The sequence below is a fragment of the Candidatus Omnitrophota bacterium genome, assembly GCA_021735655.1.
In the GTDB taxonomy this organism is placed as follows: Bacteria; Omnitrophota; Gorgyraeia; order Duberdicusellales; family 4484-171; genus JAHKAJ01.
Map to the genome: position 1 here is coordinate 120842 of JAIPGM010000004.1, position 24327 is coordinate 145168.

24 protein-coding genes, 5 tRNA genes and 1 pseudogene are annotated in these 24327 nt (G+C 39.5%); 8 read left to right on the forward strand and 22 right to left on the reverse strand.

All coding sequences use genetic code 11. The features are described 5' to 3' along the window. Positions 1 to 2 precede the first annotated feature (2 nt). From radC to K9L86_04830, 8 genes are all read right to left on the reverse strand, one after another. Positions 3 to 725, reverse strand: coding sequence for a DNA repair protein RadC (gene radC, locus K9L86_04795; protein MCF7908172.1), 723 nt, complete (start codon positions 723 to 725; stop codon positions 3 to 5). 53 nt (positions 726 to 778) lie between these two features. Beyond that, the gene (locus K9L86_04800; GenBank protein MCF7908173.1) at positions 779 to 979 is read right to left on the reverse strand and encodes an HTH domain-containing protein; all 201 of its coding nucleotides are present in this window, start codon (positions 977 to 979) and stop codon (positions 779 to 781) included. A 36-nt stretch (positions 980 to 1015) separates the two neighbouring features. Continuing rightward, positions 1016 to 2116 (reverse strand): PDDEXK nuclease domain-containing protein, encoded by a 1101-nt coding sequence (locus tag K9L86_04805; GenBank protein ID MCF7908174.1) that lies wholly within the window; start codon positions 2114 to 2116, stop codon positions 1016 to 1018. 1 nt (position 2117) lies between these two features. Beyond that, positions 2118 to 2294, reverse strand: a complete 177-nt coding sequence (locus K9L86_04810) for a helix-turn-helix domain-containing protein (protein MCF7908175.1) — start codon at positions 2292 to 2294, stop codon at positions 2118 to 2120. 889 nt (positions 2295 to 3183) lie between these two features. After that, positions 3184 to 3858, reverse strand: a complete 675-nt coding sequence (locus K9L86_04815; protein MCF7908176.1) for a hypothetical protein — start codon at positions 3856 to 3858, stop codon at positions 3184 to 3186. Positions 3859 to 3862: 4 nt separating this feature from the next. Continuing rightward, positions 3863 to 4276: a hypothetical protein gene (locus tag K9L86_04820; GenBank protein MCF7908177.1), complete on the reverse strand. Its 414-nt coding sequence runs from the start codon at positions 4274 to 4276 to the stop codon at positions 3863 to 3865. A 327-nt stretch (positions 4277 to 4603) separates the two neighbouring features. Further along, a complete protein-coding gene (locus K9L86_04825; protein MCF7908178.1) occupies positions 4604 to 6967 on the reverse strand; it encodes a hypothetical protein in 2364 nt (787 codons plus the stop codon). Between the two features lie 2 nt (positions 6968 to 6969). Further along, positions 6970 to 7131 (reverse strand): hypothetical protein, encoded by a 162-nt coding sequence (locus tag K9L86_04830; GenBank protein ID MCF7908179.1) that lies wholly within the window; start codon positions 7129 to 7131, stop codon positions 6970 to 6972. A 960-nt stretch (positions 7132 to 8091) separates the two neighbouring features. Between K9L86_04830 and K9L86_04835 the strand changes: the two are divergent. Beyond that, positions 8092 to 8586 (forward strand): annotated as a pseudogene (locus K9L86_04835) (recombinase family protein). A 258-nt stretch (positions 8587 to 8844) separates the two neighbouring features. Further along, positions 8845 to 9747, forward strand: a complete 903-nt coding sequence (locus K9L86_04840) for a zinc ribbon domain-containing protein (protein MCF7908180.1) — start codon at positions 8845 to 8847, stop codon at positions 9745 to 9747. On the opposite strand, the gene K9L86_04845 is transcribed toward K9L86_04840, so the two are convergent. From K9L86_04845 to rpmH, 14 genes are all read right to left on the reverse strand, one after another. Continuing rightward, positions 9706 to 9784, reverse strand: a tRNA-Asp gene (locus tag K9L86_04845). The genes K9L86_04840 and K9L86_04845 overlap by 42 nt on opposite strands. A 71-nt stretch (positions 9785 to 9855) precedes the next feature. Then, the gene (locus K9L86_04850; protein ID MCF7908181.1) at positions 9856 to 10050 is read right to left on the reverse strand and encodes a hypothetical protein; all 195 of its coding nucleotides are present in this window, start codon (positions 10048 to 10050) and stop codon (positions 9856 to 9858) included. A 41-nt stretch (positions 10051 to 10091) separates the two neighbouring features. After that, a tRNA-Val gene (locus tag K9L86_04855) sits at positions 10092 to 10165 on the reverse strand. 8 nt (positions 10166 to 10173) lie between these two features. Further along, a tRNA-Leu gene (locus tag K9L86_04860) sits at positions 10174 to 10259 on the reverse strand. 40 nt (positions 10260 to 10299) lie between these two features. After that, positions 10300 to 10372 (reverse strand) — tRNA-Cys (locus K9L86_04865). 26 nt (positions 10373 to 10398) lie between these two features. Continuing rightward, positions 10399 to 10539, reverse strand: a complete 141-nt coding sequence (gene rpoZ, locus K9L86_04870; GenBank protein MCF7908182.1) for a DNA-directed RNA polymerase subunit omega — start codon at positions 10537 to 10539, stop codon at positions 10399 to 10401. Positions 10540 to 10653: 114 nt separating this feature from the next. Next, positions 10654 to 11289 (reverse strand): guanylate kinase, encoded by a 636-nt coding sequence (gmk, locus tag K9L86_04875; protein MCF7908183.1) that lies wholly within the window; start codon positions 11287 to 11289, stop codon positions 10654 to 10656. Then, a complete protein-coding gene (locus K9L86_04880) occupies positions 11289 to 12071 on the reverse strand; it encodes a DUF1732 domain-containing protein (protein MCF7908184.1) in 783 nt (260 codons plus the stop codon). Before K9L86_04880 ends, gmk begins: the two co-directional genes overlap by 1 nt. Further along, positions 12068 to 12574 carry a nucleoside-diphosphate kinase gene (locus tag K9L86_04885; protein ID MCF7908185.1) on the reverse strand — a complete coding sequence of 169 codons (507 nt, stop codon included), beginning with the start codon at positions 12572 to 12574 and terminating at the stop codon, positions 12068 to 12070. Before K9L86_04885 ends, K9L86_04880 begins: the two co-directional genes overlap by 4 nt. 16 nt (positions 12575 to 12590) lie before the next feature. Further along, positions 12591 to 13418 carry a ParB/RepB/Spo0J family partition protein gene (locus K9L86_04890; GenBank protein ID MCF7908186.1) on the reverse strand — a complete coding sequence of 276 codons (828 nt, stop codon included), beginning with the start codon at positions 13416 to 13418 and terminating at the stop codon, positions 12591 to 12593. A 3-nt stretch (positions 13419 to 13421) separates the two neighbouring features. Further along, complete coding sequence (locus tag K9L86_04895; GenBank protein MCF7908187.1) at positions 13422 to 14213, reverse strand: AAA family ATPase; 792 nt, start codon at positions 14211 to 14213, stop codon at positions 13422 to 13424. A 328-nt stretch (positions 14214 to 14541) separates the two neighbouring features. Beyond that, positions 14542 to 15942 carry a membrane protein insertase YidC gene (yidC, locus tag K9L86_04900; protein MCF7908188.1) on the reverse strand — a complete coding sequence of 467 codons (1401 nt, stop codon included), beginning with the start codon at positions 15940 to 15942 and terminating at the stop codon, positions 14542 to 14544. Positions 15943 to 16011: 69 nt separating this feature from the next. Further along, on the reverse strand, positions 16012 to 16218 hold the full coding sequence (gene yidD / locus K9L86_04905) for a membrane protein insertion efficiency factor YidD (GenBank protein MCF7908189.1): 207 nt from the start codon (positions 16216 to 16218) through the stop codon (positions 16012 to 16014). Continuing rightward, entirely contained in the window at positions 16215 to 16352 is a 138-nt protein-coding gene (rpmH, locus tag K9L86_04910; GenBank protein ID MCF7908190.1) for a 50S ribosomal protein L34, read from the reverse strand. Before rpmH ends, yidD begins: the two co-directional genes overlap by 4 nt. Before the next feature lie 189 nt (positions 16353 to 16541). Between rpmH and dnaA the strand changes: the two genes are divergently transcribed. The 6 genes from dnaA to K9L86_04940 all read left to right on the forward strand — a co-directional run bounded on the left by dnaA (position 16542) and on the right by K9L86_04940 (position 24314). Continuing rightward, positions 16542 to 17876 (forward strand): chromosomal replication initiator protein DnaA, encoded by a 1335-nt coding sequence (gene dnaA / locus K9L86_04915; GenBank protein MCF7908191.1) that lies wholly within the window; start codon positions 16542 to 16544, stop codon positions 17874 to 17876. 95 nt (positions 17877 to 17971) lie between these two features. Then, positions 17972 to 19069, forward strand: a complete 1098-nt coding sequence (dnaN, locus tag K9L86_04920) for a DNA polymerase III subunit beta (protein MCF7908192.1) — start codon at positions 17972 to 17974, stop codon at positions 19067 to 19069. Between the two features lie 2 nt (positions 19070 to 19071). Then, entirely contained in the window at positions 19072 to 19353 is a 282-nt protein-coding gene (locus K9L86_04925; GenBank protein ID MCF7908193.1) for a hypothetical protein, read from the forward strand. Continuing rightward, positions 19350 to 21701: a DNA topoisomerase (ATP-hydrolyzing) subunit B gene (gene gyrB, locus K9L86_04930; protein MCF7908194.1), complete on the forward strand. Its 2352-nt coding sequence runs from the start codon at positions 19350 to 19352 to the stop codon at positions 21699 to 21701. The genes K9L86_04925 and gyrB overlap by 4 nt, the downstream gene beginning before the upstream one ends. A 15-nt stretch (positions 21702 to 21716) precedes the next feature. After that, positions 21717 to 24158: a DNA gyrase subunit A gene (gene gyrA / locus K9L86_04935; protein ID MCF7908195.1), complete on the forward strand. Its 2442-nt coding sequence runs from the start codon at positions 21717 to 21719 to the stop codon at positions 24156 to 24158. Positions 24159 to 24239: 81 nt separating this feature from the next. Further along, positions 24240 to 24314, forward strand: a tRNA-Glu gene (locus K9L86_04940). Positions 24315 to 24327: the final 13 nt, after the last annotated feature.

Sequence of the window (24327 nt, forward strand, 5' to 3'; positions counted from 1 at the left end):
TATCAATTTTCCATAAACCCTTCATCAGCAAAGCTGAAGAAAGAATTATCACCAATTATTACATGATCCAAAAAGTCAATTTTTATAGACTTGCTCACATTTAGAATATCCTTTGTTAAATTTCGATCGTCAATACTTGGATCACAATTCCCAGAAGGATGATTGTGAGCGCAAATAAATGAACTAGAGCAACACTCTAGAGCCTTATGAAATATTTCCCTAACAATAGGATTAACTTCATCGACTGTTCCTTTTCCAAGCTCAACGATATTTATCAATCGACTCTTGGTGTCAAGATAAAGAACCTTAAATTCTTCTTTCTTTAAATCACGCATGCGAGGCGATAATAAGGTAAACACATCTTTGGCATTTTCAATCCTAATTTTTTTGGGAATGATTTTCCCTTCATGGAATCTTTTGCCAATTTCTATCGATGCTCGTATTTGAGCTATCTTAGCGACACCAAGACCTTTAAACTCTTTCCAATCCAAATCCCCAGCCTGACTTAATTCCCGGAAAGAACCAAACTTTTTAATTACAGAACGAGCTAAATCCAAAGCGCTCTGTCCTCGTATCCCAATACGAAGAATAATTGCTAATAATTCGGCATCGCTTAAAGATTCTTCTCCTTTTTTTAAAAGCTTCTCTCTCGGTCGGTCATCCACCGGCCAAGCGCTTATTCCTGATGGTTTTCTAGTCTTTGTTTTTCCCAATTTTATACCCAATTTAATCCCTCGTTTAATCCCTCATTTAATCCCTCACGCACGCCAAATCATACCTATTCCAGTACATCCCAATGTCCGCTTTTTCTCGAGCCAATACGCTTCAAAAAACCTTCTTCCTTTAGCTTGGCAATGGCATTTTCCACTGTTCGCTGTGATAGCTGTATCTGATCCGCAATTTCATACGTTTTTATAAAAGAATCTGCCTCAATGGCGTTTAAAACTTTCTCCGCGTTTATTCCGCACTTCTTCCGCATTTCTTCCGCATTTTCTACCGCAATTACACTCTCATTTTAAACTATCCTTTTCTTGCTTCTTTTTTTTGAAGGTTTTTTACTGATTTGCGATTCCACCAAAAAACGCTCACGTTTTAACTCTTTGACAAGCTCGTCTTCCGTTGGCAAATATAACTTATACCTCGAGGCAAATATCTGTTTGTTATCTTTAGGCAACGTGTACCTGACAACAGCGTCTTTTTTATCTTCGCACAAAATAAGTCCAACTGTTGGATTGTCATCTTTCTGTTTCATGGATCGGTCGTAATAGTTTACATACATCTGCATTTGTCCGATATCCTGATGAACTAGTTTCCCAATTTTTAAATCGATAAGGACAAAGCATTTCAAGATAGTATTGTAAAAAACCAGATCAACATAAAAATGATCGCCATCCAATGTAATGCGTTTCTGTCTGCCTACAAATGTAAATCCTTTTCCAAGCTCAAGCAAAAACCTGGAAAGGTTATCAATAAGCGCCTGTTCCAGCTTGCTCTCGTATAATTTTGAGTGAGGAGATAATCCGGTAAATTCTAAAACATAAGGATCTTTTATCATATCTTCATATGTTGCCAGCTCTTGTCCTTTGCGAGCCAGCCTCATAAGACCTTTTTTGTCTTTGCTTAAAGCAAGCCGCTCATAAAGAAGTGTTCCTTTTTGTCGTTCAAGTTCGCGAGCTGACCAATTATTAGCGACGCACTCCGCCTCATAAAAGGATCTTGCATCAGGCTTGTCGACTCGCATCAATATTCGATAATGCGTCCAGCTCAATTCTTGACGCACTGCGTCAAGAATTGGATATGCTAAATAAAACTTTCGCATATTCGTCAAATTCGTAAAATCAAAGCCCTTGCCAAATTCATCTGAAAGTCGATGGGACAAATCTTCTATTGTTTTCTTTCCATATCCTGCGCGCTTCTTGCCTTTCTGTTCTTCTTCGACAATTTCTTTTCCGATATGCCAATAGGCTAAAACCATCTCCGTATTAACAGCGCGGGCGATATTGTTTCTTGCGTTCTCAATAATTGCGCAGATTCGTTCGTACGCATTTGTTTTATTATTAACTCTCTTTTTGGCGATACTTCGAGAGCTTTTTTGAATGGCTTTTTTTCGTGGCATCTTAGCAATTCCTCCTGCTCTTAATAAATTCTTCTAAATCTTCCGGCTTGATCTTCCACTGACCGATCTTCACGGCTTTAATTTCTTTTTTGCGTATTAAGTCTCGAATCCATTCATCGGTAAGTCCGAGTTTTTCGGCTACTTCAGGTACAGTGAGATACTCTTTTATGTTTTCCATAATTTTACACCTCGTGGAGTTATTGACTATGTATTACCATATTCAAAACAGCATTAGTCCCTATTTTAGTACTATTAAACCCAATGGTCAAGCAAAATGCTCATAAACACTGCAATTACGATAATGCCGGATTATGCCCCGGATTTATAATCCCGCACCTCTGATATATCATTTCCCACGGCTAAAGACTCAAAATAATCGACTTTTGCGGAAATCTAATCAATTTCGGCGTATCTTGAAGCTGAAATGACCCAAAATAACTCCTTATTATCATTTAAGCCAGTAAATGATAATATGGCATTTTCTTATTATCACTTCCTTATAAGATTTGTGATGAAAATGGGCTCCGGATCAATTATCCTCACATCCGTTGTAACAGCCAAAACACGACAACACGACATTTTTCATGTCGTATAATGTCGTGTTTTTCAGGCTATTTTCGCCTTAAAAATTAGCTCTAAATATCCATAACACACATAAATACAAGCATTTACGCAATATTAGGCTTTTTGCCATCACCAGACAATAGGACATGACATCGATTTTTTATTTTAAGGTCACTGACAGACTGCCCCTCGCCCGACCCTCGGCAAACCCCCATGGTAAGGACCCATCTTTTTATGGCTTCCGGAGTTATATTCAGCTTAAGCTTCACCTCATACCCATCAGGTGATTTTATCGTCACATAGGTCCAGAAGCCCGGCTTCCATTTCTTCTTTTTACGCTTATATCTGTACCATCCCATAGATCACGTCCTTTTAAAATGCGTGCGGAGAAGGGCGTCAAGGAGGTTTACCAAAACAACGCCCCTTATCAGTCGCATTTAACTGATAAAACCTCTGCGATGGAACAGTTAAGCATCGCATACAGTTTCCCCGCATTATTTGTTTTAATCAATAACCGCTTCCTTTTTTTCCACAGGTTGAGGTCGATATCTTTTCATGATCTGGCGAATTTCTTTCTCAAGATCAAAGTTTGAAACCCAGTTGCTTTTACTTCTGATTTCTTCCTCAACATCAGCCACAGTAGGACGGTTTAACCCAGCGATAACCCTGTCTTTTTCAGCATGAAATACATCATACGCCTCAGTGCCTAAGCTCGGGCTAAATGCCGGATATGATTCCAGATCACGCTTTGTCACCGCAGGGTGTCCATGTAAAGCAAAAGCCAATCCAAAAAGTTTTCCTTTTGCTTTCCAGAGATCAAGTTTTGCCTTATCACGGTCACGATTAAGGCGTTTTCTGATCTCTATAACTTTCTGAGATTCATCATCTTTCAAAGTGGTGAAAGCATCCTCAAGTTTTTCTTTTAGCTTCTCAAGGCTTTCGGACACCACGTCGAGATTGATATTGCATTCCTCCAAAGCTGAATCCGCTTCTTTTACAGCATTTGGATTAGCTTTTTCACCGCACATAATCCTGCTTCTGATTTCTTTTGCTTTTTCTTTAGCGTCTTGTTTTTCTTTTTCACATTGCTTCTGCTTCTCCTCAAGAGCTACGATCTGCTCGGCGATCTCATCTGGCGTGCTTTTGTCTTTTAACACATTTAAAAAATTAAGCTTCATTGTCTTATCTCCTTTTTTTAGGTGCGGTTATTGATAATGCTTCTTCAAACGGACAATCCGTTTCGTTCTGATACTTTCGAGCACGCCAAACATGATCAAGCTGTTCTGCGATTACCACACTGCCTGAATCTGCTTCTTTTTCCGGTGCGGTCTTACTTAAAGCGTCAGTTAACGTGCATTCAAATTTCTCACGGTACTCATACGCTTTCTTTAAGTGGTCAAGACGGACATCGCCTTCACTCGCCATGCTATCGTTCTTCTTAGCAGTCGCCTGCAAGGCTTCTGTGAGTGAACAGTTGTGCCTCATCATATAAAGATTAGCGTCAATTAAATGAACGAGTTGTTTTTCTTCAGTTGACCCCGGAACATACCGGCTGTTCATCCCGCTTATTGTGTTTAATAAATGAGCTTGTTTCATTTTTTATTCCTCCTGTTTTTTTGTTTATCCACACTAAAAATATCCTTAATTTTCAATCCATAATTACATCATTTTCACCCCCTTTTCTGATGATCGTGAGCGTTGTGAACGTCGATTCCACTACTTTCTAAATCCCTCTTTACGCCTCTTTTACACCCCTTTTTTGTGACTTTCCTGACCCTTTCCCTTATATTTTTCTTTTTTTAGAACAGAGGGGTTTTTACGTTCACAATGTTCACAAACCACACAAATCCTTGTAGATTAAGAAGTTAACCACTGAGCGTAGGTGTGACCGTAGACTCTGGACGTTCACAACGTTCACACTTTTCAGTACGGTCTCGGGTCCTCACGGTCACAACGCTCACCGACGTTCACACCGACGCTCACACCATTTTCAAAGAGCGAATTGCCCTTAGTTTTCCGTAAAATAAACAGCTTCCTGCCGGTACCGGCTTCACGTTTATTACTACGTAAAATATCAATCCCCACACTCCTCATAACAGGTGCGATACGCATAAGTTCAGAAGCTAAAGCCCTAGCATTAGCGGGAATTGTTTTATCAAATCCTGTCTCAGGCTGAACACTTGAAAGAAGCGTAGTCGCAGAACCTGCCCATTCACCACCGTTAAATTCCACAAGATAAGTAAGCCTCTGTGCAAGCGTGCTTTCTTCGGCAGTATCTTCCCATTTATGATCAACCGACTCCTGATACTTCTGTAAAAACTCATCCTGTGAAAAGCCTAAATATCCCGACAAGCCTGAACCCCATTTAGCGAAATCCGACATCCTGAAACGTTCATGCCCTGATACTCCGTCAACAATAGCCATAGCTTTTGAAAGGGCGGTAAAGAATCCGCCGAGAATGCCCGGCAAAGAAGCCCTCCACTCATCAGCGATTTGTTTTTCAGGTCTTGTTTCTTTGAGAATAGGAATATCGAATATTATTGATCTATCTAAAAGGTCGGGTCGGCAGATGGAACTGCCTATGCCGTTTAAAACAAAACATCTGCGGTACGTCCTTATAAATTCTTCGTCATTAGTGTAGAGTGACCGTTTCATGTCGCCTTCACCGGTTACCGCACGACATAAAAAATCACTGAACCATTCAGATACACGAGAGAGATTGTCGAAGTTATTCACCCAATGCTTATCAGCGATCATCTGAGCCTGTTCTAAGTCTTTGGGAGCCGAAATTGACATTACTTTTGACGGATCACATAAACTTTTTATTAATCGGGAATTATTTGACTTACCAGTGCCTTGCTCGCCGAGTTGGACAGGTATAACATGGGGAATATCAGGAATGAAAAACGTAGCTATAACCGTCATAAAAAGGCAGGCGTCATCTTTATTAATATTACAGAAGTCTAAAAGTTTTATCGGATCAAATCCTTTAACAGGCATGACCTGCTCAGACTGGTGAGGGTAACGCTTAAATATCGGCGGGAGAAAAACAATTTCCCAGCCGTCTTTTGTAATCACAACTCCACGCCAGTCTTTAGTCGTAAGGTCGTAATAAATCGCTCCGTTATACCAGCCTACACGGTTATACAGCTCAATCTGCCGACCGCCTTCGCATTGTGCCTCAACCTGAATACGTGCCTGTTTTAACGCCTCATTGCCCGGAGGATGACCGAAATCCCTGCGGTACCGCATTGCAAAACAGTTCCTGAAACGTGAACTGCTCGTCTGGCATACTTCAAAGTGTTTATCATAAGGAAGGACAACATAAGGATTGCCCTGCTGATCGGAAAAATATTCCGTGATCATTTCTTCACAGTCCCGGGTTATTATCTCGCCTTGAGTAAGCTTCTTTTGCTTAGGAGTGTTTGAAGCAGTAAATTCGTCCTTAGTATCCTGAATCGCTTTATCAATTGCCGATTCTCCGTATGTCTTGCCATCGCTAAAATGCTTCTCATCCCACTTTGATCGCATAAGACCAGAGTGACGGAACAAAGAATCCATCCCCACAGAATCTTTGCCAGTCCAAAAGGCGAGTTTATTGCATAAAGCAAGATCCGCTTCTGATTGGGAAGGATAATCATCCTGCCATCTGCCTTCATATAATTTAAAGAAACTATCTGCGTCTTTGCTTTTCCTGATCCTGTTAAGGAGAGATTTTACTTTCTTATTCTCCGCGTCCAGATTTTCAAGATGTTCATACAAGGCTTTGAGCTTGTCGGAACATTCGACAATCTTGTCATTACAGCCCTTAACAATGTCTCCGGTCGTAATAAGAAATCTATTCCCTGAATACATCTCCACATTAAACGAGCTGAACTTGCGGTCTCTGGGAAGCGTGCCTTTGCAGATAGTGTGAAGTCCTGTTCCGCTGACTGAATATTCTGTGTAACTGTTAAGCTCGGATATTATTTTTTGGACGAAAGGCGTAATAATTCCGTCTTTAATACAGTTATCAAAATCTATTCCCGCATGTGGCGATCTAAGGGCAAAACCGATAGCATCAAATTTCAAGATTTCAGCTTTGGATAAAACCACATCCAACGCACACCATGTCTTTGGATTATTTGATTGGGCATGTCCGCCGGTAAGCGCATTGATAGGTTCTTTCCGTGGCTTTTTACCTTTTTGAGGAACAAACCGGAAGCCCACCCATATAGGCAAGTCTTTCATTTCCTGCGGTATATTTTCCACATACCATTTCTTCTCTTTTCTTCTCTCTTTCTTCATTGTTATGCTCCGTTCTGAAATATGAAGTCTTTAACCTTCCTGTAACATTGAAATAACTGCTCCTCTTTGGAGTTATTGAAAAACTTATCCGCCAGCTTGCGTGTTTTCTCGGCATCATCGAAAAGGATTCGTTTCTGCCTGCCAACTCCCGATAAACCCTTCATGTCGCACCCCTTTGATACGAGGTACGTGGCTAAATAAATATTCCCCGCTTCAAAATAATTTTCTTCCATAATTCTTTCCTTTGCTTTTCCTGCACTAGGTACATACAACTTTTTTCCTTAAAATGTTGCACCCATTTTCAGATATACGACGTACCCCTGAAAACTGTCGGGATTTATTTCCCTATGGGGTATATACGACGACTTTTCGCATTTTGTCCCACTGCAAGATGTTTTTACCCCTCACTACGTACATACAGATTTTTTTCAAAAAGTGTCCCCCCTTAGAGCGTATATACGTAAAAAAACTTTAAAATGTTGCAGGCTAAACTAAAATTTTTCATAATCAGCCATCCTCAAAGCGTATATACGGAAAAATTTCTCAAAGTGTCTCAGCTTTTTTACATTTTTTTTAAAATCTGCCCTCCAGAGCATACATACGTATAAATTTCCCAAAATGTTGCATGCTAAATTAAAATTCTTGCCCCCACCGGGTACATACAACTTTTTTTGCCAAAGTGTCTCACTAAAAATCAAAATATCTGTCCCATAGCGTATATTCCCCGCATTTCTCAAAAGTGTCAGAAATATTTTCTTCCCACAGCGTACATACCGGGTTTTTCCAAAAAGTGTCGGGCTTATTTTGCTTCTATTCATGTATTCAGGATTTTTTCGAAAAGTGTCGGATTTTTCTAACCCCCTATTAGTACATTCCGGATTTTTCTACAAAGTGTCGGAACTTTTTTTATTTTTCCTGCAACACTTTCAAGGAAAACGTCGTATATACGTATTAGGGTGGGACACTTTCGCCTAAAAAACTGTATATACGTAGTAGGGAGGTAATTTTCTTGAAGAAATTTCCGACACTTTCGGCATTTTTCCGGAATATACATATATGGAGGGTATTAGCTTGACTTGTCCCGAAGGGTGTTATAGGGGTGTTGTATTAAGGAGGTTTTAAAAATGAGCGCAGAGAAGAAAAGAAAAAAGTTCGTGATTTACACACGCTGTTCAACTGATGATCAGGCAAAGGGTGATTTCACCACGCTTGACGCTCAGGCTCACCACTGCCGGAATATGCTTGATGCATTCGGCTACGAAATGGCTGATTTTGGGGATAAAGGCATCATTAATGATGACGGCTATTCAGGCAAAGATCTGAACCGCCCCGGCATTCAAGCTATTCTTAAAGACATCCAATCCAAGAAGTCGTTTGACGGTATTATATTCTTCAGGCTTGATAGGCTGACGCGCAATCCTCGTGACCTTTACGGCATGATCGACACGTTTAAGGCTGAGGATATCGACTTTTTATCAGTGAGAGAAAATCTGGACAGCTCAACAGCCATAGGCAGGGTTATGATCGGCATAATCGGCTTATTGTCGGCATTTGAGCGTGAACTTACAGGTGAACGCGTCCGTGCTTCGGCTATCGCCAGAGCAAGGCAGGGCAAATGGGTCGGCGGCAAACCGCCTTTTGGTTATAGGTTGGTTAAAACCGGGGAACAATTATCGAATGGCCGTAGACCCAGCCGAATAGTTATCGATACAGCTATCGCGCCTTATATCCATATGATCTTTAAACTGGCCGCTGATAATAAAACTCTCTCGGAAATCGGAAATGAACTCCTCAAAAGAAACGTTCCCACGTTCAAAAGTAAAGTATGGTGCAAACAAACAATATCGAAAATCATCAAAAACCCTTTTTATAAAGGAATGATTTCTTACGCGGGGGAAATAAGCAAAGGATTACATGAAGCGATCGTAAATGAAGCCCTTTGGAGAAAAGCGAATAAAATTATATCCGCTAATATCCCCGGGCATAGATTTCTGAAAACCACGCATGATTATAAACACCTGCTAAAAGGTATTCTTCGCTGTGGATCATGCGGAAGCTATTATATCTCCACACACGCTAAAGGAAATATGGGGAATAAATTCTATTATTACGAATGTAGCAAGACACGCCAAAAGCTCGGATGTAACGCGAAAAGAATATCATCGACCGGATTTGATCAAGCTGTCATTAAATTCCTAAACAGAGCCTCAGAGGATCAGGATATCATTATCAACGCCATAGGAAACGCCATTAAAGATTCCTCCGCTAATCTGCATAAATACGATAAAGACATCCGTGAAATAAAAAAGAAAATTGACTCAGTAAAAGAGTCAACAGATAAACTGATCGATCTGGCTATGAATAGCGTTATCCCCAAGGGACGCACATATTCAGAAAAAATGGACGCTCTTGAGTTAGAGTTAACTTTGCTTGAGGATAAACTTTCGAAGAAGGAGGCTAATAAAAAAGCCGCTGAAATGTCGGTACACTCCAACGAATACCTGCACACAAACCTTAAGATCGCTATGCAATACCTCGAGCAAGCCCCGCCAGACGCCCAAATCGCCCTTTTAAAGGTGCTTATCAAAGAAATAAGGCTCTATGACGATCATGTTAAGCTGGAAATGTATATCGGCGAGCCTGACGGCGGGATTGTGCGGGATCTAATCCTGAAGGAACCCCAAAAACAGCAAACTCCGCCCCCTTTTGAGGGACAGAGTTCGACTGGTTGTCAACTATGGCGGGGTCGATGGGATTCGAACCCACGATCACCTGCGTGACAGGCAGGGGACTTAAGCCAGGCTAATCGACGACCCCGAGTAGAAATAACTAAGTAAAATTAAGGCTGGAATCTAGATTCTACGTCTTAATTTAAAATTGTCAACTATCTATTTTCGTTCGTAAACTTTCAGGAGAATTGCAATCACTAAAATCGTGTTTGCTACAGTAACCACGGCTGAAGCCCGCATAGTTGGCACAAGCTTAAAAAAACCTAAAGTGGCTGGTCCAGTAAATCTCCCAACAACTGCGTAGAAAAATAAACCAAGACCAAGAGCTATAAGAACATACGTAAACCCTTTCATTCTCTGCCTCCTTTTTTTAATTCTTCTTGGCTAAATCTAAATGGGCGATACAGGACTTGAACCTGTGACCCCTTCCATGTCAAGGAAGTACTCTAGCCAACTGAGCTAATCGCCCAAAAAGTATGGGCGGGGAGGGACTCGAACCCTCACGTCCCTCACGGGACATCGGATTTTAAGTCCGAGCTGTCTGCCAATTCCAACACCCGCCCATACTTATTAGTAATAATTGTTGCTTATTTTATCAGCAAAAGGCGTGGGCCGGATTTGAACCGGCGCATAATGGTTTTGCAGACCACTGCCTTACCAACTTGGCTACCACGCCAGCTTTTAGAAAGAACCTATCCAAACTTACTTTGCTTTTATCTTGCCGGCCCATATTTCTTTGAGCGCGATATCTAACACCTTTTCACTTGGCTTGCCAACCATTGGCTTTTCCCCATCGGCTAAAGCTATAGCTCTTTTGGCCGCTAGAATAGTAGCTTTATAAATTGAACCCTTTGTCGCCGCTAAAAGAGCTTTTAAAGGAACATTTGCTGCTTCCACTGTTTTTATTCTCCTCTTGTTTAAAGCTTTGTTTTTAAAACTATCGAATTAATACCTTTGTCACTTAATCTTATCTTTAAGCAAGATAACTTCTAGTGTTTTTGAAGCACTTTTTATACTCTTATTAGTTACTAAATAATCATACTGCTTAGAACTCTTCAATTCTTGTGTTGCCAGCTTCACTCTTTGATGCATAACCCCTTTGGTTTCTGAACGCTTCTTCATCCGCCGATAGAGTTCTTTCTTTGTCGGAGCAGCAATAAAAATGGTAATTATTTTACCAGCTTTATGTGTCTTTTTCAAATACAATCCACCCTTAACATCTAAGCAAAGAATTAAATCTTTACCTTGAACTTTAGCTAAAGTATAAGAAATCTTCGGGGTGCCGTAATGATTATCTAAAACTTTTTGGCTCTCTAGAAAAAACTTCTCCTTCTCCAACCTTAAGAATTCATCCTTCTCGATAAAAAAATAATCTTTCCCCTCCTCCTCTTTCGGTCGCTTATTACGTGTGGTCACGGTAACTCCACGAACAAAAAGTTCCCGGATATCTTTTTGCTTGAATAAATGCTCAATCAGTGTAGTCTTGCCCGCTCCTCCGGGACCAGAAATAACAAAAATCCTCGGATTATTTTTTTTGGGTGCTTTTTTCTTTTTCTCTTTGCTGTTTTGTTTTTTTAATTTTTTAGTTTTCATTACTCTATGTTTTGAGCTTGCTCGCGTACCCTTTCTAAGTAATTCTTGGCTTCAACAATTGAAATGGCAGCTGTCTTTTTCTTGGTTTTGCTTGAAGCCGCATTTAATTCACGAAGAATTTCTTGAGTTAAAAAATCTATAGCTTTGCCTTGTGGGGCCTGGCTTTTAGAGTTGATTTTATTCTCTAGTTTGGCAATATAAAATAGACTCAAAGATATTTCCTCGTCGATGTCCTCTTTCCCATTTTCCATCGAAGCAATCCCCGGCTTATGTGTTTTAATTTTTACCATATTACTTTTAAGTTTTTTTAGGTTATCCAGCATTTCTTTTTTTATTATTTTGCCTTCTTTCTTTTTAAACTCTAATAGTTTAACCAAGGCTTGTTTTATGGCCGAAATAATTAAACTCCGTTCACCACCTGCTTTTTGCTCCCAAAATACTGCCTGCGGTAAACCAACAATATCGCTTATATTTATATCAGCCCGAATATTGTGTTTTTTAGCAAGGGCTTTCATTTGCGAAATATATTTTGCGACTACTTTTTCATCAACACTAACCTTCTTCGACTTAGCCCCAGTTAAAAAAACAAAAATTTCGACCTTCCCTCTAAATACATTCTTTTTGACTTGCCGCTTAATCTCTTCCTCCAACAAAATATCTTCAGCTGGCAAATTGCGGACCAATATATCCAAATACTTAAAGTTTAAAGCCCTTAGGGTTACTTGAACTGTATGGGAATCTTTACGTTTGTACACAGATGCGTAAGCGGTCATTGATTTCATTTCCAAACTCTCCTTGTAGTGCTGTCGACTTTTTGCATTTCAGAGGCATAAAGCTCAACCACTATTTCGTCTGGATTAAACCATAATTTGATTTCTCGTTCAGCCTCATCACTACTACTAGAAGCATGAATTACATTTTCGAATAAACCAACCGTCAATATCCGGCCATAAGCTCCCCGGATGCTGACCGGATCAGCCTCTTCAGGATTAGTCGCTCCAGCAATATTCCTTACTTTAGCGATCGCGCCCTCCCCCCAGTAAACCAAAGCCATAACTCTATTATCTCCATGGAGCTCTCCAGTAATATATTTGGTAAGCTCAGGATAAAAAGGTTCATTCTTTAAATGTTGATAATGTGCATCAGCCAAATCTTTTTCTACACGTAAAACTTTTGCCCCGATAATTTTAAGTTTTGTTTCTGACAAGCGGCTTAAAATATTTCCGGTCAGCGATTTTTTTAGCCCATCGGGCTTAATGATTATTAAGGTTGATTCATTGGCCACCTTGGTCACCTCCTACTTAACGTATCTTTTTTATGATTCTTTCTAGGTCTTTTAAATTATAATACTCAATAACTACCCTACCACGATTATTGCGTCGATTAAATATTTTAACTTTTGTCCCTAATACTTTTTGCAGCCGCTCCTCCACTTCAAGGCTAAAGGGATCCTGCGAATGCTTGCGATGAGAAGTAACTCTTACTTTTTTTTCTATTTCCCGAACCGAAAGCCCACCTTCTAGAATTTGCTGAAAAAGCTTTTCCTGTTTTTTTGGATTTTCGACCCCCAAAATTGATCTAGCTTGAGTTCGACTAATTGCTCCTGTTTCTAACGCTCGCTTTATTTTTGATGGTAACTTTAATAGACGTAAAGCATTCACAACCGTGGTTTTATTTTTACCAACAAACTTAGCAATATCTTCTAGAGAAAAACTATACTCATCCATTAAACGCTTGAAAGCGCTTGCCTCTTCAACCGGATTTAAATTTTTCCGTTGTAGGTTTTCCACAATTGCCAAAACAAAAGCCTCTTTGTCGTCTACATCTTTAATTATAGTTGGTATCTCTTTGAGCCCCAATGAGTTAGCTGCTTGGTACCGTCGTTCACCGGCCACAACTTCATAGCTATCATCCCCTTTCTTTCTAACCACGATCGGCTGAATAAATCCTTTTTCTTTTATTGACGCCGCGAGTTCTTCCAGTTCTTCAGGATCTATTAATTTTCTCGGCTGGAATAGCGACGGTTTAATTTTATCAATTGGTAAATGAGTAAACTCTCGAGATAAAACATAATTAGCTTTCTTAGGAATAAGGGCATCAAGACCTCTGCCTAAAACTTTTCTTTCCATCGATTAACTCCTCTCTTTGGCTAATTGCCCAGACGTAATATTATTTTTTATAACCTCTTGGCTCACTTTAAGATATGACTGTGAGCCTACACAAGTTTTATCGTAAGACGAAATTGGTTTACCAAAGCTAGGTGCTTCAGCAAGCTTTACATTGCGCGGGACAATAACAGCGAAAACTTTTTGTTGAAAATATCTTCTTACCTCCTCTATCACCTGCAAGGTAAGCCGAGTTCTGAAATCAGCCATGGTCAAGAGAATGCCTTCTATCTCTAGATTGGGATTCAGACGCTTTTGAACTAACTCCACCGTATTGACCAATTTAGAAACTCCTTCTAAGGCATAATATTCACATTGTATAGGAACAATAATGCTATCAGAAGCAGTTAGAATGTTGACTGTGAGCAACCCCAACGACGGCGGAGCATCGATAACAATAAAAGAAAAACTGTCTTTTATTGGCTCCAAAGCCTCGCGCAAGAGAAGTTCGCGCCCAGGGATATTAACTAACTCGATCTCTCCCCCGCTTAGCGAAATATTTGAAGGGATAATATCTAATTTATTATACTGAGTGGGGTAGATGCTTTCTTCTATTGGCACCTTCCCAGAAATAACATCATAAATAGAATTTTTTCCCTCGGCTTCAACTCCAACCCCCGAAGTAGCATTACCCTGGGGGTCCATATCAATCAAAAGAGTCTTTTGATCTTCTAAACCAAGATAAGCACTAAGATTAATAGCGGTAGTGGTCTTAGCAGTTCCGCCCTTCTGATTACAAATTCCGATTATTTTACCCATATCAAATTTTACGTTTTCACGTGGAAACGCTTGAGCTAACCCTATCTACGATAGTAAGATCGAGAAAATAAAATGATATTACTATTTTAAATAGCTGATCTCCTACTGTCAAGGCTTTTGTTATATTTTTGCTTTTTAGCTAATTGACTTTGCGTTTTCACGTGGAAACGAATTATCTATCTACCTGCTTTTTCAAACAAGCGTTTCCACGTGGAAACAATAAAGGCTATTTTTATGTCATATTGGATTATGAATGCTGGTTCTTTAAAACCCTTTATTTTAAAGAGTTTTTTGCGTTTTCACGTGGAAACGGCAAGAAAAATGGTGATTAGCTAGCAAGAGAACATTTCAAGGGAGAGGTTTTAGAAATTCTCAATTGGTAAGCAAAGGTGAGTAAATTTTGTACAAACCAATACAGCACTAATGCTGAAGGAAAATTATAAAAAATAACTCCCAAAAATACTGAAAAGAATAAACCCATTGATTTCTGTTCTGAGGAGCTAGACTTAGAAGTAGTAACTTTCTGCTGTATCAACCCAACGATCATTATAAGAATCGGTAATATGTTAAGATAGTTTCCCAAAAATGGTATTTTAAAAGGTAAAGCGAAAGCTTTGTCCGGCAATGATAAGTCTTGAATCCAAAGGAAGGAAGCTCCTTTTAACTCAACAAAACGAAACAAAACCTGGTAAAGAGCAATAAAAATTGGAAACTGGAAAAATAACGGCAAGCATCCGCCAATAGGATTAACTTTGTGTTCTTTAAATAACGCTACTTGTTCTTTACTAAATTTTTGCGGATTATCTTTATACTTAACCTTCAAGGCTTCTAGCTCTGGTTGGATATCTTGCATTTTGCGCATGGCCTTTGTGCTTTTCATAGTAAAAGGGAATAAGCATCCATAGATAAACACAGCAAAGCCAATAATACTTAAACCCCAGTTTTTAGTCACCGAATAAAAAAAGTAGAGGAGTTTAATCATCATCATCCCGATAGCATGGAAGAACCCATAGTAAATAATTCCTTGCAAGTCATACTCCTGCAACGACTTACTTGTCTGTGGCCCAACGTACATTGAAATTTGAGATTCTGGTGAAAGAAGTTGCAACTGGCCTTGCCCTGATTGGCCAACAGCCCACTCTATATCATAAGAACCCCTAAACAAAGAAAAACAATAATACCGCTCTCGACTGCCGGCAAAGGAGACATTGCGATAGGCTGCTGCCTTTAATTTTTTAGGATTAGTTCGCTTGATGCTCTGATCATGACTGTAAAAAATCTCCTGGTACCTTTGGTCTAACATACTGTCCTGCAGTATATTATAAAATAAAACTATTGAAGATGGAGGAGTTGGCCCCAGCTTAATATCGAGCCTGTAGCGATCAAAAACAAATTCTTTTTCTGCCCCGTCCTGAGTTCTAAAAACAAGTGATCTTGGGCCGACCCAGGCTTCATATTTTTTGTCCTCATCACCAGGGGCAAAGCCAATCTTTCGAAAAGGTAAAACATTACTAGGATTATCTATTGATATAGCCTCTATGTAACCTCCTGTGGTAGAATATGTTATGAATAAATTCTCAAACTGAGCCTGGGGCAATTCTTCAAGGGACGTTTGAACTTCAAGGTCAGTTTTTGGGTTTCTTTTATCTATTGGTATGTTTTCCGGCTCTTCGGTGGAGGCGATCTTTTGTTCCTGAGTTTCTGATAAAGGAGCTGGTGGAGGAGTCATAAAGCGACCCCAAACAAGAAGAAAAATTAAAGTTAAAAAAAATGCTAAAAAAAGCCGTTTTTCCATTTTTTACCTTAAGGGATCATGCCCTCCCCTCACAAAAGGGTTGCAGCGTAAAATCCGTAAAAAAGTAAGTCTAAGCGCCTCTAAAAAAGAGTATTTCAAGAAAGCCTTCCGGGCATATTCCGAGCAAGTGGGGCTATATAAACAACTGTGCGGCAAGAGATAAGAGATCCGACGATAAAACGATATCAACCAAAGTGCAAGGGACCTCATTTAGTCAATCTTTTCCGGCCCTTTTGCCTTCGTCGTTTAATAATTTTCTTGCCACCAGCACTAGCCGTTCTAGCTCTAAAGCCGTGCTTTCGTTTTCCTTTCAACTTTGTTGGTGTCTTTAAATTTTTCTTCATGCGTTCCTTGAGTCTCTCAAGAGTTAAGGTGATGATTTTAGCATATATCTTACTGGTGTCAACTACAAAAATGTTGCAAAGCTGATTTATTGCGGTATAATTATTTTCACTCCTAAAGACCCATGTGGATAAGTTGTGGATTTTGTGGAATGGTGCGCTCTAACATAAAGCGGGAGAAGGATTTTTGTCATGGCCGATACGGTTTGGAAAACTTGTAAAGAACATCTAAAAAACACTCTTGGCGATACTTCTTTCAATACTTGGATTGCTCCTTTAGGTGTAAAAAAAATAACCCACCAATCGTTAATTTTGGAAGCCCCGGATGCTTTTTTTAAAAATTGGCTCGAGACAAATTATCTTAATCAAATACAACAAGCTTTAAAAGATACTGGCCAGGAAAATCTCGAAGTTATTTTTGAAGTGAACCCAAATCTTTTACAAAACAAAACTACTAAAATTTTTAAGACCATCCAAAAAAATTTCCGCGAAGAACCGCAAGACTCTTTGCGCTTGAACCCGCGTTTTACTTTTGATAGTTTTATTATCGGGTCTTCAAACCGCATGGCCCATGCAGCTTCATTGGCGGTCGCCAATGCCCCTGGGAAATCCTACAACCCTCTTTTTATTTACGGAGGAGTCGGTTTAGGAAAAACCCACACAATGCAAGCTATCGCCCAGCACATTCTTTTATCGAAACAGGGGAAAAAGGTTAAATACACTTCTTCGGAAAAATTCACCAATGAACTTATTTTTTCTATTCGTAGTAGAGCCACAGAAAAATTCCGCCATAAGTATCGAGAGATCGATGTCTTACTAATTGACGATATTCAATTCTTGGCCGGGAAAGAAGCCGCCCAAGAAGAGTTTTTCCACACCTTTAATGTTTTATACGACTACCACAAACAAATCATCGTTTCCTCAGATAAACCACCCAAAGAAATACCCCGCCTGGAAGAGCGTTTAGTTTCTCGGTTTAATTGGGGGTTGGTGGTGGATATCCAACCACCAGACTTTGAGACTAGGGTGGCGATTTTAGAAAAAAAACTAGAAAAAGACCCAATAAAAATCGACCCTGATGTTATTCACTTCATCGCTCAAAATATTACCTCAAATATAAGAGAATTGGAAGGGGCTTTGGTAAGAATTATTGCCTACTCTTTAATTGAAAATAAACCGATAAATCTTGAGCTAGCAAAAGAAATCTTAAAAGATATGGTAAAAGAAATCTACAAACAAATAACCCCAAAAACAATTATCCTTGCGGTTAGTGAATATTTTGACGCCTCACCGGAAGATTTGAAACGAGGCAAACGGAACAAAACTATCGTTAGGCCTCGACAGATCGCCATGTATTTAATTAGAGAATTAACCGAACTATCATTGCCGGAAATTGGAAGTGTTTTTGGGTCGAAGCACCACACTACTGTCCTTTATGCTTGCAGGAAAGTAAAAGAAGATATTAAAAAAGATAAAAAACTTAAACTTACTATTAACACCCTTACACAGGAAATCAAAAGCATATAAAAAAATCGTGTGAACAATTTGTTTGTTTTTAGTTAGTAATTTGATACAATATCTACTCGTTAACACTTTACACAAGGTATACTAATACTACTACTATGAAGTTTAATATTAACAAAGAGGATTTAGTTGATAAACTACAAACGGTTCTTGGGCCAACAACTACAAAACAAAATCTCCCTGTTCTTAGTAGTGTTTTGATAGTTGCTACCGAAGATAGTGTAACATTTACTACCACTGACCTAGATACAACAATAATATCCTCACAAAAAGTAAACGTTTCAGCTTCTGGGCGAATAGCTATACCAATGAAGCGATTTACCACCATTATTAGAGAATTACCGCCCCAAGAAATCACTATTGAAGTTGTTAAAAATAACCTTTCAATAAGGTGTGGAAAAATTGAGTTTAAAATAAACACCTTAAACGCCGAAGAATTCCCTCAACCACCAGAAAACAAAAATACATCTTTAATAAAAATATTACCTCAAGAGTTAGAGGAAATGGTGAAACTAACTTCTTTTTCTGTTGGGTATGAAGATGTTAGTTATGTGTTGGGGGGTATTTTATTTGAAATCGAGAAAAACAAAATAAATTTAGTGGCAACCGACGGAAAAAGATTAGCCTTTTTTCAGAAATCACTACCAATTAATCAACCAGAACTAAAAACAAAAATTTCTTTTATTTTACCAATAAAAGCGGTTAATGAGTTATATAAACTCCTTAAAGAACAAAACGAAGAGATATATCTTTCAGTTGGGGGTAGTGGAGTTAGTTTTGATTTCAGAAACACTCAATTCATGGCTCGCTCTCTGGAAGGTGAATTTCCTGACTATTCACAATATATCCCTGCAAAAGGAAAAGATAATCTTGTTGTTGATCGGAAAAAACTTCTTTTTGCTTTACGAAGAGCAAATGTTCTTTCAACTCAAGACCACCAAGGGGTGAATTTAACCTTAAAGAAAGATAATTTAGTTATTTCAAAAACCACTCCTCAATTAGGCGAAGTAAAAGAAGAGTTAGAGGTTGAGTATGGTGGAGGTAGCCTTAATATCGGGTTCAACCCAACATATTTAATAGATGTTTTAAAAAATCTAGAAGACGAAACTATCTGCGTGAATTTTTCCGGGGACGATAAACCAGCGGTGTTAAGAAGGGAAGGATATGTTTATCTTCTCTTACCGATTAAGATTTAATTATGGCTACTCACATAAAAGAACTTATTTTAGAATTTCTAAAGCAAAAACAAGGGAAAGTTTTACAACAAGAAAGTATTGGTAAAATAGTGAACCGGTTTTTAGCAGAGGAAACCAAACAACATATTTATTTAAAGGCGGCAACAGAAGATAGTATTATTTTGCATTCTGATTCTTCCGGGGCAACCTATAACTTAACTTTAATAAAAGATAAGCTTTTAGGGGAAATCCAAAAACAATTTCCCGAAATTAAAAAAATAGCCGTACATACGGGAGCGCGATGAAAAAGGAACAAGTTTACGACGCAACAACGATCCAGGTTTTAGGTGGGGTAGAAGCAGTCCGGAAGCGTCCGGCGATGTATATCGGTGACACCTCATTGCGCGGTCTTCACCATTTAGTTTACGAGGTGGTTGATAATTCAATTGATGAAGCAACTGGTGGTTTTTGCAATCGGATAAAAGTAGAAATACATGCTGATGGTAGCGTGTCAGTAGAGGATAATGGTAGAGGTATTCCGGTTGATATACATAAAAAGTTAAAAAAGTCAGCCTTAGAGGTTGTTCTTACTACACTTCATGCCGGGGGTAAGTTTGACCATCGGGTTTATAAGGTGAGCGGCGGTTTACATGGAGTAGGCGTTAGTGTGGTTAATGCTTTAAGCGAATGGTTGGAGGCGGAGGTTAAGCGCGACGGTAAAGTTTACCATCAGAGTTTTGAGGAAGGTAAGACTAAAACCAAAATGAAAACTCTTGGTAAGGCAAAAAGCACCGGGACTAAAATAACTTTTAAGCCAGATACTAGTATTTTTCAAGAAACCAAATTTTCTTTCGATGTTCTTTCTCAACGATTGAGAGAGTTAGCTTTTTTAAATAAGAATATTGAAATAGTTTTGTCCGATGAACAAAAAGACAAAGAAGCCACTTTTAAATTTAAGGGCGGAGTTGTGTCTTTTGTTGAGTATTTAAACCGTAATAAAGACCCAGTGCATAAAAAGATAATTTATTTTCAGAAAGAAAAAGATGGGATCCAGGTGGAGGGGGCGCTCCAGTATAATGATGGCTATAAGGAAACTATATATTCTTTTGCTAATAATATTAATACTATTGAGGGCGGAACCCACTTAAGTGGGTTTAAAACCGCTCTAACTAGAGCAATTAATCAATACGCGCGCGGTAAAAAACTACTAAAAGATTTGAGTAATATATCTGGCGATGATACTCGTGAAGGTATTTGCGCGGTTATTAGCGTTAAGATACCTAATCCTCAATTTGAAGGACAAACAAAAACAAAATTAGGCAATTCCGAAGTGGATGGAATAGTTAGCTCAGTTGCCCTGGAAGCCCTGAGTTCTTTTTTTGAAGAGACCCCTTCGGTGGTAAATAAAATTGTTCAAAAAGCAGTGCTGGCAGCCCGGGCCCGTGAAGCAGCAAGAAAGGCCCGCGAATTAACTCGTCGGAAAGGAGCTTTGGATGCAGCTAATCTTCCAGGTAAATTAGCTGATTGCTCAGAAAAAAATGCCGAATTTTGTGAGGTTTATATTGTTGAGGGTGAAAGCGCCGGAGGAAGTGCCAAACAGGCTCGCGACAGAAATTTCCAGGCGATTTTACCGATAAAAGGGAAAATTCTTAATGTTGAAAAAGCGCGTCTTGATAAAGTGTTAAGCAGTCAAGAGGTGAGAACGATAATTTCAGCGCTAGGCACAGGGGTCGGGGCTGATTTCGATATTTCTAAGCTTCGGTACCATAAAGTAATTATTATGGCTGATGCCGATGTTGACGGGTCACATATCCGGACATTAATTTTAACTCTATTTTATCGGCACATGCAGCAGTTGATCGAAGAAGGGTATATTTATTTAGCCCAGCCGCCGCTATATAGAATTAAGAAAAAAGGTTTAGAAGAATATATCCATACTGAGAAAGAAATGAATGATATGGTATTGTCTTTGGGGACAAAATCAGCCAAGCTTACTAAGGTTGGTAAATCATCTAAAACTTATACTCAAAAAGAGTTAGCCAAGATAATCCAAGGGCTGATTTCTATTGAGCAGATAGAGCTATCGCTTGAGAGAAAAGGAATTTCTTTTAAGCAATATATAGGAGCAATTGACCAAAAGAAAAAGAAATACCCGGCTTATAAAATTTTAGTCGAACAAAAATCAGTGTTTGTTTTAGATGAGGACGAGTTGGCGTCTCATGGAGAGATTGAAGAGCTTAACTATATAGAGATTTACGAGTCGCACGAATTGAAAAAAATTAACGAGGATCTTGATAAGGTTGGCGCATCTTTGAAAGATTACCTGAGGCAAGAGAAGCCACTGTTTGTGTTAACTGAAGAAGATAGTGGTGAGGAAATATCTTGTAATAGTTTGAAGGTGGTTTTAGACCAGGTGCAAAAACTAGCGACCAAAGGAATGAATATCCAACGCTATAAGGGTTTGGGAGAAATGAATCCCGAGCAACTCTGGGAAAGTACCATGGATCCTGAGCAAAGAACTTTGGTCCAGGTGACCTTAGAGGACACGGTTGAGGCTGACAGAATTTTTACGATTCTTATGGGAACTCAGGCTGAGCCGCGCCGGGAGTTTATCCAAGCGCATGCTCATGAGGTAAAGAATCTCGACGTATAAGGGGAATAAATTTTTATGACCGAAAAGACAGGAAAAAGAATTATTACGAAATATCTCGAAGAGGAGATGCAGGAGTCTTACCTGTCTTATGCCATGAGCGTAATCGTCGGTCGGGCCCTCCCGGACATAAGGGATGGATTGAAACCGGTACAGCGGAGAATTCTTTATGCTATGCATGATTTGCATATTCGTCACAACACACCTCATAAAAAATGCGCTCGCATAGTTGGTGAATGTTTAGGTAAATATCATCCGCATGGCGACCTTTCGGTCTATGATGCTTTAGTGAGGATGGCTCAAAGTTTTTCTTTGCGCTATCCGCTAATCGACGGCCAAGGTAATTTCGGTTCAATCGACGGAGACCCGCCGGCAGCAATGCGCTATTCAGAAGCTAGGATGTCTCGGATCGCCGATACGATCCTTCAAGATATAGACAAGAAGACAGTTAACTTTTTTCCTAACTTTGATAATTCGCTTAGCGAGCCAGAAGTTTTACCTTCGGTTTTACCGAATATGTTATTAAACGGGGCAAGCGGAATTGCCGTGGGCATGGCCACGAATATGCCACCACATAATCTAGGGGAAGTTTGTAACGCTCTTGAATATTTAATTGACCACCCTAGCGCATCAATTAAAGAACTACATAAGTACATTAAGGGCCCGGATTTTCCCACCGGAGGAATTATTTGCGGCAGAACAGATATCCTTAATATGTACAAAGAAGGCCGTGGTAAGCTTACTGTGAGAGCTAAAACGACAGTTGAAATTCAGAAAAACCGAAGCCAAATAATAATTAGCGAGATTCCTTACCAACTGAACAAAACCACCTTGTTAGAGCAGATAGCCAATCTTATTAATACCAAAAGAGTGGAGGGTGTTTCTGATTTGCGCGATGAGTCGGACAAAGAGGGGATCAGAGTGGTAGTTGAGCTTAATCGCAATGGACAAGCCGATATAGTTTTAAACCGTCTTTATAAACATACCAGCATGGAAACAACCTACGGGGCAATTTTTTTATGTTTAGTGAATCGCCGGCCCCAAACTTTGAATCTTAAGGAAATGCTTTATCATCATATTCATTTTCGCAAGGAAGTGATTGTCCGAAGAACTAAGTTTGAACTCCAGCGGGCCGAGAGAAGGGCTCATATTTTAGAAGGGCTAAAGATTGCGCTTAAATTTCTTGATAAAGTGATTGAGATAATTAAAAAATCAAAAAATCCCCAAGAGGCGAAAGAATCTTTGATGAAAAGGTTTAAGCTTTCCGAAGTCCAAACTCAGGCGATCTTAGAAATGCAGCTACAACGACTTTGCGCTTTAGAGAGAAAGAAAATTGATCAGGAATACTTAGAACTTTTGGAAAAAATAGAATATTTAAAATCAATACTTTCTTCGGAAAAAAAACAAGAGGACTTAATAAAAGAGGAATTAAAAGAGCTCAAGGAGAAATTCTCTGACCCTCGACGCACTGATATTGTTGCCCAAAAAGAGGAAATAGAGGTAGAGGATTTAATCGTCGAAGAAGAGATGGTGGTTACTATCAGCAAGGCTGGCTACATTAAGCGTATTCCTTTAAGTAATTATCGTCAGCAGCGACGCGGCGGCCGAGGGGTGACTGCTATGGCCATTTCCGAAGAGGATTTTGTGGAGCAACTTTTTGTTGCTTCCAGCAAAGATACGCTTTTGATTTTTACCGATGAAGGTAAGGCCTATCCTTTAAAAACTTATGAGGTGCCGCAGGGTTCAAGAACCTCTAAGGGCAGGGCTATCGTGAATGTTTTAAATTTAAATAGCAAAGAAAAAACTACAAACGTTTTGTCGATAAAAGACTTTGATTCGAAGTCTTTTATTCTTATGGCTACTCAGAAGGGGATGGTCAAGAGAACTTCGCTAGAGCTTTTTGCCAATGCGCGTAGAAGTGGGATCATCGCCATCAACATTGAGAAGGGAGACCGTCTTATCGGGGCCAATATCTCGCAGGAAAAAGATGAAGCAATTTTGGCAACCAAAAAAGGATTTTCAATACGCTTTGAGGTGAGCCAGGTGCGGCCGACTGGAAGACAGTCGCAAGGGGTTAGAGGCATAAAATTAACGAAGGACGATGAAGTTTTGGGAATGGTTTTGTTAGAAGCCTCCCTTAATAAGGAAGAGTTCTATCTACTTACTGCTACTGAAAATGGGTTTGCTAAGAGAACCCGTGTCCAGGAATATCGAGTCCAATCGCGCGGAGGTAAGGGCGTAACCAATATAAAACTGTCTTCTAAAATTGGGAAGGTAGAAGGATTGCTTTTGGTTAGGACCGATGACGAAGTCATGTGCATTACCCAGAAAGGAATTCTTATTAGGTCTAAGGTCGGCGACATCAGGGCGTCTGGCCGCTCGACCCAGGGAGTTAAGATTATAAATCTTGAAAAGGGCGATAAGCTAGCGACTACGGCCCGGATTATTCCTGAAAGCTAAAACTTGTTTACAGGGAGCCGTCTAGACGGCCTTGACAAAATAAATTAAAGAATTACAATAGGGACACTTTTTCATTTAAACGACCCCATCGTCTAGCCCGGCCCAGGACATCGCCCTTTCACGGCGACGACGCCGGTTCAAATCCGGCTGGGGTCGTTTTTTTATCAAT

Excerpts from the sequence above, each read along its gene's own strand:
- K9L86_04800 (MCF7908173.1), bottom strand. The coding sequence starts at position 979 with ATGCGGAAGAAGTGCGGAATAAACGCGGAGAAAGTTTTAAACGCCATT.
- K9L86_04805 (MCF7908174.1), bottom strand. The coding sequence starts at position 2,116 with ATGCCACGAAAAAAAGCCATTCAAAAAAGCTCTCGAAGTATCGCCAAA.
- K9L86_04810 (MCF7908175.1), bottom strand. The coding sequence starts at position 2,294 with ATGGAAAACATAAAAGAGTATCTCACTGTACCTGAAGTAGCCGAAAAA.
- K9L86_04815 (MCF7908176.1), bottom strand. The coding sequence starts at position 3,858 with ATGAAGCTTAATTTTTTAAATGTGTTAAAAGACAAAAGCACGCCAGAT.
- K9L86_04820 (MCF7908177.1), bottom strand. The coding sequence starts at position 4,276 with ATGAAACAAGCTCATTTATTAAACACAATAAGCGGGATGAACAGCCGG.
- K9L86_04825 (MCF7908178.1), bottom strand. The coding sequence starts at position 6,967 with ATGAAGAAAGAGAGAAGAAAAGAGAAGAAATGGTATGTGGAAAATATA.
- K9L86_04830 (MCF7908179.1), bottom strand. The coding sequence starts at position 7,131 with ATGAAGGGTTTATCGGGAGTTGGCAGGCAGAAACGAATCCTTTTCGAT.
- K9L86_04840 (MCF7908180.1), top strand. The coding sequence starts at position 8,845 with ATGATTTCTTACGCGGGGGAAATAAGCAAAGGATTACATGAAGCGATC.
- K9L86_04850 (MCF7908181.1), bottom strand. The coding sequence starts at position 10,050 with ATGAAAGGGTTTACGTATGTTCTTATAGCTCTTGGTCTTGGTTTATTT.
- gmk (MCF7908183.1), bottom strand. The coding sequence starts at position 11,289 with ATGAAAACTAAAAAATTAAAAAAACAAAACAGCAAAGAGAAAAAGAAA.
- K9L86_04880 (MCF7908184.1), bottom strand. The coding sequence starts at position 12,071 with ATGAAATCAATGACCGCTTACGCATCTGTGTACAAACGTAAAGATTCC.
- K9L86_04890 (MCF7908186.1), bottom strand. The coding sequence starts at position 13,418 with ATGGAAAGAAAAGTTTTAGGCAGAGGTCTTGATGCCCTTATTCCTAAG.
- K9L86_04895 (MCF7908187.1), bottom strand. The coding sequence starts at position 14,213 with ATGGGTAAAATAATCGGAATTTGTAATCAGAAGGGCGGAACTGCTAAG.
- yidC (MCF7908188.1), bottom strand. The coding sequence starts at position 15,942 with ATGACTCCTCCACCAGCTCCTTTATCAGAAACTCAGGAACAAAAGATC.
- yidD (MCF7908189.1), bottom strand. The coding sequence starts at position 16,218 with ATGAGGTCCCTTGCACTTTGGTTGATATCGTTTTATCGTCGGATCTCT.
- rpmH (MCF7908190.1), bottom strand. The coding sequence starts at position 16,352 with ATGAAGAAAAATTTAAAGACACCAACAAAGTTGAAAGGAAAACGAAAG.
- dnaA (MCF7908191.1), top strand. The coding sequence starts at position 16,542 with ATGGCCGATACGGTTTGGAAAACTTGTAAAGAACATCTAAAAAACACT.
- dnaN (MCF7908192.1), top strand. The coding sequence starts at position 17,972 with ATGAAGTTTAATATTAACAAAGAGGATTTAGTTGATAAACTACAAACG.
- K9L86_04925 (MCF7908193.1), top strand. The coding sequence starts at position 19,072 with ATGGCTACTCACATAAAAGAACTTATTTTAGAATTTCTAAAGCAAAAA.
- gyrB (MCF7908194.1), top strand. The coding sequence starts at position 19,350 with ATGAAAAAGGAACAAGTTTACGACGCAACAACGATCCAGGTTTTAGGT.
- gyrA (MCF7908195.1), top strand. The coding sequence starts at position 21,717 with ATGACCGAAAAGACAGGAAAAAGAATTATTACGAAATATCTCGAAGAG.